Below are 15,079 nucleotides of genomic sequence, written 5' to 3'. Positions count from 1 at the left end.
AAAAGAACCTATCTAACTTTACTATGTCTTTTGTTTTCCCTTTCGCTGTAGACTACTAATTTTCTACCTATTTCCTCCAGACATCCAACAGAGCTTATAAAAGTTTCCTTGTAAAGCGCCAATAAACTTAAAGGTAGCCTTTCTTTGTTCATATCGACGAACTTACACCATATGTAATATCGTGATAAATACTAAGAAGAGCCTTTGCCCCTTCGCCGGCAGCGGTTATTATCTGCTTTGCAAATATGTTGGTACAATCTCCTGCTGCATAAGCCCCAAGCAAAGACGTTCTATTGTTTTGATCTATGATTATCTCACCCCATTTGTTTAGCTTTATACCAGTGTTTATGAAAAGCTCGGTGTTTGGCTTTGTACCGATTTCTACAAAAACACCATCAGTTTCAAAATCGTATGTTTTGCCGTTTTTCATATCCTCTAATTTAACACCTGTTACGCCTATATTTTTATCTACGTATATCTCAAGCACTCTATGGTTTGTTAGGGCTTTTACCTTCTCATTTTTTAAAACTTTGTTTTGAATGGTTTCGTCAGCTTTAAATCTATCTGTATATTCAATTATCGTTATAGAAGATGCGTAATTTGCAAGTTGCTCTGCGGCCTCAAATCCAGAATTACCACCACCCACTACTATAACTTTTTTGTTTTTGTAAAAAGGTGCATCACAGGTATAACAATAAGATACACCTTTGCCTATCCCCTCTTGCTCACCTTTTACACCAAGCTTTTTATGATCAGCGCCGGTGCATATTAAAACGTTTTCAGCTTTTATTGTGAGCTCATTTGATAAAGATATAGAAAAATCATGTTCTTTTAAAGCTTTAAAATCAATTACCTCAGCGTACAAAGGAGATACTTCCAAATATTCAAGTTGTTCTACAAGTCTTTGTACAAAGCTAATACCGTCTATATTTTTAAAGCCCATATAATTTTCTATATCCCCAGAGGTCAATATCTGACCACCTATGTCCTTTGTAACAAGCACAAAATCCATCTTCTTTCTAGCTGCGTATATGGAAGCTGCAACACCAGATGGCCCTCCACCTATTATCACAAGCTGTTTATTCATCTTTGTCCCTCCTTATATAAGTTACAAGATTAGCCAACAAGCTGGCAAGATACGTCATATCTTTTAACCTCTTTAATAACAACAATATAGAGCTTGCTATAACAATCCAAAATATCGTAATAACCACCATACAAATAGCTATAATACCTAAAAAAAATGTATCCACACTCATATTATAACATTTTTTTTAACATAAAAAATACAGCTTCTAACGCTTTTCTTCTGTGAGATATTTTGTCTTTGTTTTCTATGTTTGCCAATGTGGTGTTATATCCTTCTGGTATAAAGATAGGATCATAACCAAAACCAAAATTTCCAAAAGGTTCTTTTGCTATATATCCTTTTAGCTCCCCTTCTCCAAATATGCCGTAGTTGTTCGATAAAACTATTGCAACAACGCTTACAAATTTTGCTTTTCTATTTTCTTCTTTTTCTAAAAGCCTTAAAACTTTGAGATTGTTTAGCTCATCTTTTGAAAGCTTAAAATCTTCTTCTTTTAGGATATGAGATCCAAAACTATCTTTGTAAAATCTCGCAGAATAAACACCTGGCCTTTCTAAATTATCACTGAAAGCATCTACCACAAGTCCAGAGTCATCTGCTAAGGCTGGTATACCAAACGCATTGTAATAGGCTTTGGCTTTCAGATGAGCGTTTGATAAAAATGTATTTGCATATTCTTCTACCTCTAGTTCTTTAGGTGGTTTTACAAATTCTAAATCTAGATTTTCATCTTTTTTTAGGGACTCTAAGATTGAGCTTATTTCTTCAAACTTTTTTTTGTTTGATGTACAAATCATTAACTTCATAATATGATTTTATAATAAAATTTTATGACCTGTACACTTTTTACTTTCTTACACAAATTGCTTTATAATAAATCTCTATAAAAAGGAGATATCAATGGAACCAGAATTCACAGGAAGAGTAAAAGCTTTAAACGACAGACAGTTTAATCAATCAGGTAAATACATAATATACTGGATGTCTCACAGTCATAGAGCAAACTTTAACCACAGTCTTGAATATGCAATCAACCTATCAAACGACTACAAAAAACCATTATTAGTCTATTTTCCAATTACAGACAAATGCAGATACTCAAATGCAAGATACTACAAATTTATGTTAGATGGAGTTTTAGAAGCCAAAAAGTCCATAGAAGAAAGAGGTATAAGATTTATCATAGAAAAATCAGATGATATCAAGCGAAGAGTCATAGAGATATCAAAGAATGCTAATGCCTTAATCACAGATAAAGCCTATTTAAAGTATTATAGAAAACTTAATAGTGATATAGCAAAGAAATTAGATATACCATTCTACGAAGTAGAGTCTGACGTTTGTGTTCCTGTAGAAATTGTATCTCAAAAGCAAGAAGTTTACGCTTTTAATATAAGAAAAAAGATTTACGATGTATTAGGATCATATCTTCTTAAATTAAAGCCAAGAGAGCCAAAGATTAAATCCATTAATCTTGATTTTGGAATGGAGGAGATAACTTTAAATAACTCTTTAAAGATTTTAGATATTCTCAACATAGATAAAAGCATTAGTTTATCACCTTTTATAGGTGGTTATAGCCAAGCAAAAAGATATTTAGAAGAATTTATTGAAAAGAAGCTGCATAAATATAAAGATTATAGGTCTCATCCGGAGCTTGACTATCAATCGAACCTTAGTCCTTATCTGCACTTTGGACAGATTTCACCGTTAGAAGTTGTTTTTGAAACCTTGTCAAAGTATAAAAGAGATGAAAACGTTGATAGCTTTTTTAACGAACTGATAGTTTGGAGAGAGCTTGCAAGGAATTTTTGCTATTATAACCCAAACTATAATCACTATGAAGGCATTCCAGACTGGGCTAAAAAAACATTAGAAGAGCACAAAAACGATAAAAGAGATTATGTTTATACATTAGAAGAGTTTGAAAATGCAAAAACGCACGATGAGTATTGGAACGCTGCACAGTTGGAGCTTTTAAAAACTGGAAAGATGCATAACTACATGAGAATGTACTGGTGTAAAAAAATTATAGAATGGACACAAGGCCCAAAACATGCCTTTGATATAGCATGCTATCTAAACGATAAATACGAGCTTGATGGAAGAGATCCAAACGGTTATGCTGGCATATCGTGGTGCTTTGGAACCCATGACAGACCATGGAAAGAAAGAAAAATCTATGGAAAAATAAGATATATGAGTGTATCAGGCTTAGAATCAAAGTTTGATATTAAAAAATATGTAGAAAAAATAAAGAGTTTATAAAAAGATATTTCATCTTAAAAGATAGTTTTGTGTATGCTATTGACAAGTCTCGATAATACAATGACGTTGCATTTTTAGTATATATTAGGTATATTATTAGTTGATGAATACAAAAAAGTTAAAGGAAGAGTTTAGGGCTTTTCTAAAAAAACATAACTACAAAATAACAAAAAATAGGCTAGATTTGATAGATGTTATAGCAAATTACAAAAAGCACTTTGAAATAGAAGAACTTGTAAACTACATCCAAAATACACAAAAATTGGCCTCTAGAGCTACAATATATAGAACTGTAAAACTTTTAATGGATTTTGGTATAATAAAAGAAATAATAAAACAAAACAACAAGACGATATACGAATTTTGCACTCAAGAAGGTCATCACGATCATCTCGTATGTGTTTCTTGTGGGCGTATCATAGAATTTTTCAACGAAGACATAGAAAATTTACAAGAAGAGATTTGTCTAAAGCACAACTTTTTACCTACTTATCATAGGCTTGAAATATTTGGATTGTGCGAGCAATGTTTGGAAAAAAAGCAACCTACACAAGAAAAGTAAACTTTTATGAAACCGATGCCCAAGGTGTAGTGCATCATTCAAACTATTTTAGGTATTTTGAAGAGGCTAGAGGTTTTTTGTTAGAAAATCTTGGATACCCTTACTACAAGATGCACAACGAAGGATTTTTTGTGGTTTTAGTAGAAGCAAACATAAGAATAAAACGTTCTATTCTTTATCAAGATGTTTTTGACATAGAAACATCGATGAATATAAAGAACGAATTTAGTCTTTACTTTGATTATAAAGTGTATGTGGATGATAAACTTTGTGCGATAGGAAATACAAAACATTGCATAGTAAAAGACGGCAAACTCACAAAAATACCAGATTTTTTAATAAGGATTGTAAATGATTGATAAAAGCTATATAGACTTTATAAAAGACAAAGTATACAATCAAGATGAGGCTCTTCAATTTTTTGAATCGCTTTTAGAAGTTCATCCCCATAAAGATACTCTTTTATCATATCTAAATCCAAGAAGATTTTTATTGCTTTTAGAATTGGGAGAAAGATCAAGCTGTATAAAAAAATTAATCTTAAGACACCCCACGATATTTGAAGAGACTATACCAGAGCTTTGGTATAAGGTAAAATCAAAAGAAACCTATCTAAAAGAGATAAACGAACTGTATAAGCACTCTGATATGAGTTTTGAGGAGTTTTTGGCTTTTTATAGAAGAAGAGAGCTCATGAGGCTTGTGGCGAAAGATATATTGAACACAGAGGATTTGGAAGATATACTGTTAGAATATTCAGCTTTAGCAGATGCACTAATAGAAAGCCTTATAAAGCATATATCAAATGACAACGCAAAGGAACTTTTAGTAATAGGTATGGGTAAACTTGGATCCAGCGAACTGAATTTTTATTCAGACATAGACGTTATGTTTTTCTCAAAAGACAACACTCAATACTATGACAACATTTGTAAGCTTTTTATGAAAAGCATAAACACAAATACAAAAGAGGGGGAAATATATATAACAGATGCGGATTTGAGGCCTTTTGGAAAATCTGGGCCCATAGTGATGAGCATAGAGGCTGCTGAAGACTATTATGAGATGTATGGAAGGTTTTGGGAAAGAATGGCTCTTGTAAGAGCAAGGGCTGTATACGATGAATCTTCGTTGTTTTCAAGTTTTTATGAGAATATTATAATACCTTTTGTATTTAAAAAATCTATAGATCAAAGAGATTTAGACAATATTTCCCTCATGAAGGAAAAAATAGAGTTAGAACAAAAAAAGAAAACCCTGTCAAAAGGTTACAATGTAAAAACTGGTGAGGGTGGCATAAGGGAAGTAGAATTTAGTCTTCAAGCTATGACCCTTCTTCTAGGAGGTAAAAAACCTCTTTTGAGGGATGGCAATACGTATAGACTTATAATGAAGTTAGAACAAAATGGTATATTATCCGAAGAAGAGGGCAATTCTTTAAAGGAGGCGTATACGTTTCTAAGAAGACTTGAGCATCTTATACAAATAAAAAATTGTGTGCAAGATCATGTTTTAAAAGACCAAGACGTAGAAAAATTTGCATTTTTTATGGGCTTTTCAAAAGATAAATTTAACAGTCTTTTGTCTTTGCACAGATCTAGAGTTAGAGAAATTTTTGATAACTTGCTTCCTAAAAGCAGAAAAAAAGTAAGTTTAAATCCATGTCAAGAAGCCGTTATATTAGAAGATGTTGAGGTATTTTCTCAATGTATACCAAATGTAAAGAATCCTAAAAACTTCTTCAACTCATTATTGGGCATATTTCAAGGTAAAGAAGGTATATATCTATCGGAAAAAGAAAGGCAGAAGTTTTTAGAGTATTTACCCACGTTTATAAAAAAAATAAACTCATCAAAAGAACCGGAGCTTATTTTAAGGAACCTTGAAAAGTTTATAATGAGTAAAACCGGTAGACGTATAATATTTGAAAAAGAAAGCATATTTGAATCCCTTTTAGACATATTTGAGGCATCAAACACAATATCTACAGAGATATCGAGATATCCAGACACCGTAGAAGATATATTGACCCTTTATCAGGATTTTCCTACTAAAGAAGAGATAAAAAGGGATTTAGATAACTATAAAGGAGTTGAATTAGATAAGTTAAATCTTTTTAGAAGATTTAAAAGAGCGTGGGAAATAAGGATAATACTTAACTATATAACAAAATCTAAAAACTTAATAAAATTGTTTGAAAGTCTATCAGAGTTGGCAGAGGTAGTTTTAGAAGGGAGTTTTGAGCTAAGAGAAGATACTCTTTTAATTGCCCTTGGTAAGCTTGGATCTAAAGAGTTAAACATAAACTCTGATTTAGACTTGTGCTTTGTTGTTAAAGATAATCAGACAAAAATCAGTTCGATAAATTACATACAAGATTTTATAAAGTTTTTGACTACTCACACAAAAGAAGGTTATCTGTATGCGGTGGATTTTAGACTAAGACCTATGGGTCAAAAAGGTGAGCTAAACCCCACTCTTGATTTTTATAAAAACTACTTTGAAAATGAGGCAAGATTTTGGGAAAGGCTAAGTTGGACAAGGTATAGAGTAATTACCGGTGATAAAGAACTAAAAAAAGAATTTGAACACATAGTAAATAAGTTTTTATTTGAGAAAGATATAACAGAAAAAGAGGCACAAGAAACATTAAATATGAAATTTGAGATAGAGAAGAACCTAAAATATTCTAAGGATAAAATAAATATAAAGCTGGCATCAGGATCTATGATGGATGCTGAATTTATTACTCAGTTATATATCTTAAAGGAAAAGCTAAGAGAGCCTTCTATGTTAAAAGCCATGGATATCCTAAAAAATACTTATCCTTTCTTTGAAAGACTAAAAGAACTTTACTTATATCTAAGAAGTTTAGAGACTTCTCTAAGATTAAAAAGAGAAGGTTCTGCATCCACTTTAAGTATTATGGATTTTGGAGAAAAAACCTTCAATGAAACTAAAGATGTAATGAAAGAGATAAGAAGCATATTTTTGGAAAACATAAATAAATCCTTTGTTACAAACCTAACCCACATCATATAACACCCTCTTGACAAAAAGAAAAAATTTCTGTATACTTAATATTCTCAATTGGTTGATAGCTTCAAAAAGTTGGCTATCAACGGTCGTACTTCAATAGCTGAATAAGAGGATAGCGTAGCAACATTATTAACATTAAAAGCCATGGATAAAATTCTTTGAAGAGTTTGATCCTGGCTCAGCGCGAACGCTGGCGGCATGCCTAACACATGCAAGTCGTACGGAGAGTGGGGCAACTCACTCTCAGTGGCAAACGGGTGAGTAACGCGTGAATAACCTGCCTTTGAGAAGGGGATAACTGTCCGAAAGGATAGCTAATACCCTATATTGCCTTTTGTCACTAAGGCAAAAGGTGAAAGCGAGGCTGTCAAAGGCTTCGGCTCAAAGAGGGGTTCGCGTCCTATCAGGTAGTTGGTGGGGTAATGGCCTACCAAGCCAATGACGGGTAGCTGGTCTTAGAGGATGATCAGCCACAGTGGGACTGAGACACGGCCCGCACCCCTACGGGGGGCAGCAGTGGGGAATCGTGGGCAATGGGCGCAAGCCTGACCCCGCAATGCCGCGTGAGGGAAGAAGCCCTTCGGGGTGTAAACCTCTGTCAGATGGGAAGATGGGACTAGGGGCTAATACCTCCTGGTCTTGACGGTACCATCAGAGGAAGGGACGGCTAACTACGTGCCAGCAGCCGCGGTAATACGTAGGTCCCGAGCGTTGCGCGATGTTACTGGGCGTAAAGCGTCCGTAGCTGGTTTCGTAAGCGGATTGTCAAAGCCCGAAGCTCAACTTCGGCAAGGCATTCCGAACTGCGTTACTTGAGTCCTGTTCAGGTAGGCGGAATTCCCGGTGTAGCGGTGAAATGCGTAGATATCGGGAGGAACACCAGTGGCGAAGGCGGCCTACTGGGACGGTACTGACGGTCATGGACGAAAGCTGGGGGAGCAAACCGGATTAGATACCCGGGTAGTCCCAGCCGTAAACGATGGATGTTAGGTGTAGTGATAACTTCGCTGCACCCCAGCTAACGCGTTAAACATCCCGCCTGGGGAGTACGGGCGCAAGCCTGAAACTCAAAGGAATTGGCGGGGGCCCGCACAACCGGTGGAGCGTCTGGTTTAATTCGATGCTAACCGAAAAACCTTACCAGGGTTTGAAATGGTAGGAAAGGCTGTCGAAAGATAGCCGTGTTTCCCTTTTGGGAGAAATCCTACCACAGGTGGTGCATGGCCGTCGTCAGCTCGTGTTGTGAGATGTTGGGTTAAGTCCCGCAACGAGCGCAACCCTTGTCCTTATTTGCTTCCTCGTATGAGGTGCTCTATAAGGAGACTGCCGGCGACAAGCCGGAGGAAGGAGGGGACGACGTCAGGTCAGTATGCCCTTTATGCCCTGGGCTACACAGGCGCTACAGTGGCAAGGACAATGAGTAGCGAGAGTGCAAGCTCAAGCTAATCTCACAAACCTTGTCGTGGTGCGAATTGAAGGTTGAAACTCACCTTCATGAAGCCGGAATCGGTAGTAATGGCGTATCAGCTATGTCGCCGTGAATACGTTCCCGGGCCTTGCACACACCGCCCGTCACGCCACGGAAGCTGGTGTTTTCGGAAGTCCTCAAGCTAACCCGCAAGGGAGGCAGAGGCCGATGAAAACATCGGTAACTGGGGCGAAGTCGTAACAAGGTAGCCGTAGGGGAACCTGCGGCTGGATCACCTCCTTTTTTAACGGATAACACTTGCTACGCTATCCTCTCATTGAGCTATTAACCCTTAGGGCCTCTAGCTCAGTTTGGTTAGAGCGTACCCCTGATAAGGGTAAGGTCACTGGTTCAAATCCAGTGAGGCCCATTATCAGGGATGCGTATTAAGGGGATGTAGCTCAGCGGGAGAGCGCCTGCTTTGCAAGCAGGATGTCGTGGGTTCAAATCCCACCATCTCCATGTGTAAAACGTGGAGAAGCTCATACTTCATAAGCTGAATAGGTTTGAGAGAAGAAGTAATTAAAGTGGGTATGCAAGTTAGTAAGGGTCCTTGGTGGATGCCTTGGCAGCTAGAGTGGATGAAGGACGTGGTAAGCTGCGATAAGCCGGGTGGAGGCGCAAACAGCCTTTGAGGCCCGGATCTCCGAATGGGGCAACCCGCTATGGGTAATACCATAGCACCCGAAAGGGGCACACACGGGACGAAGTAAAACCTTCTAGTAGTCCCAGGAAAGGAAATCGAATGAGACTCCCTAAGTAGCGGCGAGCGAACGGGGATTAGCCTAAACCTACAAAGTGCCATGGTGGCAGCCTTAGCTTTGTAGGGGTCGTGAGGCGCATCTTCAAGACTCTGCCAGGTCTTGCGGAAGTTACAAAACTTTATGCTAGCAGAAGCACTTGGAACAGTGCGCCATAGAAGGTGAAAGCCCTGTATGCGAAAGCATAAAGTCTTCCGGATGCGTCCTCGAGTACTACCGCCCCCGCGGAAGGTGGTAGGAATCTGGGGAGACCACTCTCCAAGGCTAAGTACTACTAGCTGACCGATAGCGCATAGTACCGCGAGGGAAAGGCGAAAAGAACCCCGGAAGGGGAGTGAAATAGAGCCTGAAACCAAGGATCTACAACCCAGTGGAAGAGGCTTTTGCCTCGACTGCGTGCCTTTTGCAAAATGAGCCAGGGAGTTGTCCTAAGCTGCAAGGTTAAGTCGCAAGACGAAGCCGAAGGGAAACCGAGTCCGAATAGGGCGTTAAGTAGCTTGGGGCAGACGCGAAGCGGAACGATCTACCCATGCCCAAGGTGAAGGACAGGTAATACTGTCTGGAGGCCTGAACCAGTCGGTGCTGCAAAACCGTTGGATGAGGTGTGGGTAGCGGTGAAAAGCCAATCGCGTTCCGGGATAGCTCGTTCTCTCCGAAATAGGTCGACGCCTAGCGTCATGGTAGCTTCTCTCAGGTAGAGCCACTGGAAGGGCTAGGGCCTCGAAAGGGGTACCGAACCCTACCAAACTCCGAATGGGGAGAAAGCGGTCCATGGCAGTCAGTACCCGGGGGATAAGCTCCAGGTACGAGAGGGAAAGAACCCAGACCGTCAGCTAAGGTCCCTAAACTGAGCTAAGTGGGGAAGGATGTGAAACCCCTAAAACAGCCAGGAGGTTGGCTTAGAGGCAGCCATCCTTTAAAGAGTGCGTAACAGCTCACTGGCCTATTGGGGTTTCGCGCCGAAAATTTAGCGGGGCTAAGCTCAGTACCGAAGCTACGGACAGCGTTAAGCTGTGGTAGGAGAGCGTTCCCTGTTGGCTGAAGTCAAAGCCGTAAGGCATGATGGACGACAGGGAAGTGAGGATCCTGGCATGAGTAGTAGCGAAGATAGATGAGAAATCTATCCGCCGGAAGCCCAAGGTTTTGGCGTCAATGTAAATCATACGCCAGTTAGCCGGTACCTAAGGTGAGGCCGATGAGGCGTAGCCGATGGAAAACGGGTCAACATTCCCGTGCCAGCTAAGTGGAGGTTAAGTCATGACGTAGGAAGCTAAAGGCAGCCTGCTATGGAATGCAGGTTCAAGGTAGTAGGAGGAAGGGATAGGCAAATCCGTCTCTTCATACTCCGAGAGCTGATGAAGTAATTGCCTTGACGCTACACTACCGAGAAACAATGGCGTAACCTTTGAAGCTTAGCTGACCGTACTGGAAACCGACACAGGTGGGCTGGGTTAGTAGCCTAAGGCGTCGGGGGAACTCTCCTCAAGGAACTCGGCAAATTGACCCCGTACCTTCGGAAGAAGGGGTGCCCATGGAGGTTGTAGTTTTTCGGCGAAGGCCTCCGTGGGTCGCAGAGACCAGGTGGTGCCGACTGTTTACCAAAAACACAGGACTACGCAAACTCGAAAGAGGACGTATGTGGTCTGAAACCTGGCCAGTGCTCGTAGGTTAAGAGGCGGGGTGCAAGCCCCAAATCGAAGCCCGGGTAAACGCCGGCCGTAACTATGACGGTCCTAAGGTAGCGAAATTCCTTGTCGGGTAAGTTCCGACCTGCATGAATGGTCCAACGAGTGCCACGCTGTCTCGAGGAGAGACCCGATGAAATTGTGATGCCGGTCAAGACACCGGCTACCCACGGCAGGACGGAAAGACCCCGTGAAGCTTCACTGTAACCTGACATTGGACTTTGACCTATCCTGCGCAGGATAGGTGGGAGGCTAGGAAGCCCCTCTTTCGGGAGGGGTGGAGCCACCGGTGAGATACCACCCTGGATAGGTTAGAGTTCTAACCTTAGCAAGTAAGCCTTGCAAGGGACAGTGTCAGGCGGGCAGTTTAGCTGGGGCGGCTGCCTCCTAAAGAGTAACGGAGGCGTCCAAAGGTACCCTCAGGCGAGTCGGAAATTCGCCATCGAGTACAAAGGCATAAGGGTGCCTGACTGTGAGACAGACATGTCGAGCAGACGCGAAAGCGGGGCTTAGTGACCCACATGCATTCCGAGTGGAAGGGCATGTGATCAGCGGATAAAAGCTACTCCGGGGATAACAGGCTAATTTCGCCCGAGAGCCCCTATCGACGGCGAAGTTTGGTACCTCGATGTCGGCTCCCCCCATCCTGGAGCTGAAGCAGGTTCCAAGGGTTGGGCTGTTCGCCCATTAAAGGGGGACGCGAGCTGGGTTCAGAACGTCGCGAGACAGTTCGGTCCCTATCCGCCGTGGGCGCAGGAGTTTTGAGAGGGTCTGTCCTTAGTACGAGAGGACCGGGACAGGGAAGGCTCTGGTGTATGGGTTATCACTCCAGTGGTAGCGCCCAGTAGCTATCCTTCTACGGAATAAGCGCTGAAAGCATCTAAGCGCGAAGTCCACCTCAAGATAAGAACTCCCTGAAGAGCCGTGGAAGATGACCACGTTGATAGGCCCTGTAGTGGAAGCCAAGCAATTGGTGGAGCTAAAGGGTACTAATAGCTCGTTCGACTTGCATACCCACTAACTTCTTCTTTCTCAAACCTATTGAGCTTATAAAATTAAAAATCAAGATTCTCCGCGGGCAATAGCGAAGGGGAAACACCCGGTATCCATTCCGAACCCGGCAGTTAAGCCCTTCTGCGCCGATGATACTGTGCTGGGCAAACGGCACGGGAAAGTAGGTCGCCCTCGGGGGTTTAAATTATTTATTTATAATCTTTTTATAATATTGTATTATAATACTTTTGTGGAAGAAGATATAACAAAAAAGTTACAAGAGCTGCTTGATAATCAAAAAGCTATCATAGAACGTTTAAACAATTTAGAAAACTTTGCAGTAATAAATATAACACAGTTAAAAAACGATTTGTTTTTCCAGTCTTATCAGCAGTTTCATACGTTACAGCAAGGTATATACGCTATATCAAGAAAAATTAACTCGAACAAAAAACCAAGAGTCGTGTTCTTAATACATCATTTACAGGCTTTTTATAATATAGAAGATGTTTATTTTACTTTTAAAAACTGCGAAAAAGTGGATACGGTTGTAATAGCTATAAATAACCATTTTAAAGATGCAATGATAGCAGAAGGGGCTGATGAGGTATCAAAAGAGCTAACAATAAAAGGTATAGAGCATATAACTTTTAATATGGAAAATACTTACTATGCTCTTGATATTCTTTTAGCGTTAAATCCAGATTATATTTTTATACAAAGTCCTTGGGATAACGATAGGCCATTGGCTTTAAAAGTGCCATATGTCATGTTTGCAAAAATTTTATATGTTCCTTATTATCCAATTACACTGGTGGAGCATTTTAAACCAGAGCAAGACGATCTTCACTTTAATTCCTACGTTCATAATTTAGCTTATAGAATATATGTTCAAACGGATTTGGATAAGAGTTATTTTGAAAAGTATCAGATATTAAAAGCCAAAAACGTTAAAGTTGTTGGTAGTACCAAGCTATACAAGTTAAGATATCTTAGGAAAAATAAACGAGGTGAAAAAGAGCCCTCTCAATATACTTTTACTTTGATATGGGCACCTCATCATAGCGTAGCTAAAAGATGGCTTGGCTTTGGAGTTTTTCATAAAATCTATCAAGATATGACAAGATTGGCAAAAGAAAATAGGGATATAAAAATTATTTTTAAACCACATCCATTTTTAAGAAGATCTTTGATGGAGCATAACATTATGCATAAGGAAGAATACGATAAATGGCTTGAAGAATTTAGTAATATAGAAAACGTTGAAATCTACACTGGGGGAGATTATTTTTCTATATTTTCTGAATCCGATGCTATGCTCACAGATGGACTTTCGTTTTTGGTGGAGTATCCTGTGGCCACTGGGAAACCTCTTATATTTTTTGACTCAAAAGCTCACCAGCCATTAAATCAAATAGGCGAATTAGCTTTAGAATACGCTTACAAGGTGGATAGTTTTGAAGATTTTAAGAGTATATTAGATCATTTGATTAAAAGCAAACAAAACAAAACTAAAGACAACATGTATGAAAAACGTATTGAAATACTTGAGGAAATGGAAAGGCTTTTAATACCAGATAAAAACCCAGCCGAAGCTATACTTGAGGATGTGTTAGAAGATTGGTATGGTTAAGGTATTTTTACTGCTCCAAGCAAATATTTTAAATCGTTGTCCGTAAACATTAGCCCAGCTCCTATAAAACCACCTGTAAGTTGACTGTTTAGTATATCTGTTATACCACCCCTTACAAAAAGTGGACCAAAAACTTGATATGTAGCACCTATTTGTAAATCTGGTTTTAGGTTTGGCGTGTTAGGATAATCTTTTCTACCAAAATTCCACAAATCTGAAGTGAATGTAAGCCTGTTGTTGTATATATAATCAAATCCTACTGCTCCAGTAGATTCTTTCAAACCACCCCTTACTACAAAGTAAGATTTTCCTGGCCTGAAGAATGGATCTTTAAAAATTCTGGCGTATTGCAACGTATATTCTGGCTTATACTCATATATGGTTTGAGGGTTGTTGTTTATGTATTGAGTGGTAACTCTACCCATTGAGTTACCGACGATTTCAAAAAGATAGTACTCGTGGTTGTTAGGTTGAAATTTTAAAGATAGTATACCTTTTGATTGACCAGCTCTAAAGAGTTCAAATCTGCCACCTATATAAAGGTTTGACCTATTGACAATTTTTCCAAGATGTGAGAATGTAGAAAGGGCATTGTTTGCATTTGCATATAAACTTTTATCATTTACTAGCTTACCCAATGTGCCTTGACCAGTATTTATTTTTGCAAGTATTTGGTTTAGTTCATCGGAGCTTTGTTTTAAGCTTTTAGAAAGTTCAGCAAAATTTTTAATAGATGTATGCACACCGTTTTGATTTTCCACTACCAAGTTATTCAAATTCTGAGAAAGCGTATTTAAATTTGCCATCAAAACAGGAGTTTGATCTTTTAAGGTAGAAGAAAGTGCTTTTAAATTTTCAACAAGAGTCCTTATATCTTCTTTGTTTTGCCCAGTTATTTGAGCTAAATTCTTTGCGGTTCTATCTATATCGGCTATAGTTTGAGGTAGAGTAAGGTTTAGTTGATAAGTGAGCATGTCCAAGTTAGAGATAGTTTGTTTTAATGTCTCTTGGTTTTGGGCTACCATGGTGTTTAAGTTTTTGGTAAGAGCATCCAAATTTTGGATTATGCCTTCTATCTGATCCCTATTTTGAGATATTATACTGGCTAAATTAGAGGCTACTACAGAAAAGTTTTTTGCAGTGTTGTTTAGATTTTTGATGAGAGATTCTGTATCTGATGAAACACCTATATTTTCTATCATACTGTTTGGCGGAAGTTCGCCGTATATAGAATGTCCTTCTTCTACAGATACGTATTTATCTCCCATGAGCCCAAAAGTACCTATGGACACTTCGGCATCTTTATATATGGGAATATCTTTTTTTACAGAGAAAACCACTAAAACTTTACCGTTTCTAAAGCTAATCTTTTCAACTCTACCTGCTTTTACGCCGTTTACCCTTACTTCCGCCCCAACGCTTAAACCATGTACATCGTCAAGCAGCGCCTCATATGTGTTTGATTTTTCAAAGAAATACCTTATGCTGCTAAAACTTATTGCCATGAAAGCAAAAGCTATGGCGCTTAAAAGAACAAAAAGACCTAGCTTAAAATACTTTGACTTCACAAACTATATTAT

General features: G+C 39.2%; 10 protein-coding genes, 2 tRNA genes and 3 rRNA genes. 10 read left to right on the top strand and 5 right to left on the bottom strand.

The window, feature by feature from the left end; genetic code table 11:
• Window positions 1-8: 8 nt before the first annotated feature.
• From HYD3684_RS08395 to rdgB, 4 genes are read right to left on the bottom strand one after another with little or no spacing between them, the layout of a single operon-like run.
• Complete coding sequence (locus HYD3684_RS08395; protein ID WP_015471355.1) at window positions 9-152, bottom strand: hypothetical protein; 144 nt, start codon at window positions 150-152, stop codon at window positions 9-11.
• Window positions 149-1,087 (bottom strand): FAD-dependent oxidoreductase, encoded by a 939-nt coding sequence (locus HYD3684_RS04225; protein ID WP_015419441.1) that lies wholly within the window; start codon window positions 1,085-1,087, stop codon window positions 149-151. The genes HYD3684_RS08395 and HYD3684_RS04225 overlap by 4 nt, the downstream gene beginning before the upstream one ends.
• On the bottom strand, window positions 1,080-1,259 hold the full coding sequence (locus tag HYD3684_RS04220; protein WP_015419440.1) for a hypothetical protein: 180 nt from the start codon (window positions 1,257-1,259) through the stop codon (window positions 1,080-1,082). Before HYD3684_RS04220 ends, HYD3684_RS04225 begins: the two co-directional genes overlap by 8 nt.
• A gap of 1 nt (window position 1,260) precedes the next feature.
• Window positions 1,261-1,896 (bottom strand): RdgB/HAM1 family non-canonical purine NTP pyrophosphatase, encoded by a 636-nt coding sequence (gene rdgB / locus HYD3684_RS04215; protein ID WP_015419439.1) that lies wholly within the window; start codon window positions 1,894-1,896, stop codon window positions 1,261-1,263.
• A 94-nt stretch (window positions 1,897-1,990) separates the two neighbouring features.
• Here rdgB and HYD3684_RS04210 point away from each other — a divergent pair, with 94 nt between their 5' ends.
• From HYD3684_RS04210 to HYD3684_RS04165, 10 genes are all read left to right on the top strand, one after another.
• The gene (locus tag HYD3684_RS04210) at window positions 1,991-3,358 is read left to right on the top strand and encodes a deoxyribodipyrimidine photo-lyase (protein ID WP_015419438.1); all 1,368 of its coding nucleotides are present in this window, start codon (window positions 1,991-1,993) and stop codon (window positions 3,356-3,358) included.
• Between the two features lie 103 nt (window positions 3,359-3,461).
• Window positions 3,462-3,920, top strand: coding sequence for a Fur family transcriptional regulator (locus HYD3684_RS04205; protein ID WP_012513885.1), 459 nt, complete (start codon window positions 3,462-3,464; stop codon window positions 3,918-3,920).
• Window positions 3,884-4,279, top strand: a complete 396-nt coding sequence (locus HYD3684_RS04200; protein WP_012513884.1) for a thioesterase family protein — start codon at window positions 3,884-3,886, stop codon at window positions 4,277-4,279. Before HYD3684_RS04205 ends, HYD3684_RS04200 begins: the two co-directional genes overlap by 37 nt.
• Entirely contained in the window at window positions 4,272-6,962 is a 2,691-nt protein-coding gene (locus tag HYD3684_RS04195; protein ID WP_015471354.1) for a glutamine-synthetase adenylyltransferase, read from the top strand. Before HYD3684_RS04200 ends, HYD3684_RS04195 begins: the two co-directional genes overlap by 8 nt.
• 152 nt (window positions 6,963-7,114) lie before the next feature.
• A 16S ribosomal RNA gene (locus HYD3684_RS04190) occupies window positions 7,115-8,670 on the top strand.
• Between the two features lie 52 nt (window positions 8,671-8,722).
• Window positions 8,723-8,797: transfer RNA gene (locus HYD3684_RS04185), tRNA-Ile, on the top strand.
• A gap of 20 nt (window positions 8,798-8,817) precedes the next feature.
• Window positions 8,818-8,889 (top strand) — tRNA-Ala (locus HYD3684_RS04180).
• Window positions 8,890-8,960: 71 nt separating this feature from the next.
• Window positions 8,961-11,887: ribosomal RNA gene (locus HYD3684_RS04175) — 23S ribosomal RNA — on the top strand.
• 57 nt (window positions 11,888-11,944) lie between these two features.
• Window positions 11,945-12,064 (top strand): 5S ribosomal RNA (gene rrf, locus HYD3684_RS04170).
• Together the 16S, 23S and 5S rRNA genes with 2 tRNA genes alongside form the textbook arrangement of a ribosomal RNA operon.
• 52 nt (window positions 12,065-12,116) lie before the next feature.
• Window positions 12,117-13,499 (top strand): hypothetical protein, encoded by a 1,383-nt coding sequence (locus HYD3684_RS04165; RefSeq protein WP_015419435.1) that lies wholly within the window; start codon window positions 12,117-12,119, stop codon window positions 13,497-13,499.
• On the opposite strand, the gene HYD3684_RS04160 is transcribed toward HYD3684_RS04165, so the two are convergent.
• Window positions 13,496-15,067, bottom strand: coding sequence for an MlaD family protein (locus HYD3684_RS04160; protein WP_015419434.1), 1,572 nt, complete (start codon window positions 15,065-15,067; stop codon window positions 13,496-13,498). The genes HYD3684_RS04165 and HYD3684_RS04160 overlap by 4 nt on opposite strands.
• Window positions 15,068-15,079 lie beyond the last annotated feature (12 nt).

Source organism: Hydrogenobaculum sp. 3684, from assembly GCF_000213785.1.
GTDB lineage: Bacteria > Aquificota > Aquificia > Aquificales > Aquificaceae > Hydrogenobaculum.
Note: the sequence above shows the minus strand (reverse complement) of the source record. Positions and strands in the feature narration are given on the sequence as shown.

Excerpts from the sequence above, each read along its gene's own strand:
- HYD3684_RS08395 (WP_015471355.1), bottom strand. The coding sequence starts at position 152 with ATGAACAAAGAAAGGCTACCTTTAAGTTTATTGGCGCTTTACAAGGAA.
- HYD3684_RS04225 (WP_015419441.1), bottom strand. The coding sequence starts at position 1,087 with ATGAATAAACAGCTTGTGATAATAGGTGGAGGGCCATCTGGTGTTGCA.
- HYD3684_RS04220 (WP_015419440.1), bottom strand. The coding sequence starts at position 1,259 with ATGAGTGTGGATACATTTTTTTTAGGTATTATAGCTATTTGTATGGTG.
- rdgB (WP_015419439.1), bottom strand. The coding sequence starts at position 1,896 with ATGAAGTTAATGATTTGTACATCAAACAAAAAAAAGTTTGAAGAAATA.
- HYD3684_RS04210 (WP_015419438.1), top strand. The coding sequence starts at position 1,991 with ATGGAACCAGAATTCACAGGAAGAGTAAAAGCTTTAAACGACAGACAG.
- HYD3684_RS04205 (WP_012513885.1), top strand. The coding sequence starts at position 3,462 with ATGAATACAAAAAAGTTAAAGGAAGAGTTTAGGGCTTTTCTAAAAAAA.
- HYD3684_RS04200 (WP_012513884.1), top strand. The coding sequence starts at position 3,884 with ATGTTTGGAAAAAAAGCAACCTACACAAGAAAAGTAAACTTTTATGAA.
- HYD3684_RS04195 (WP_015471354.1), top strand. The coding sequence starts at position 4,272 with ATGATTGATAAAAGCTATATAGACTTTATAAAAGACAAAGTATACAAT.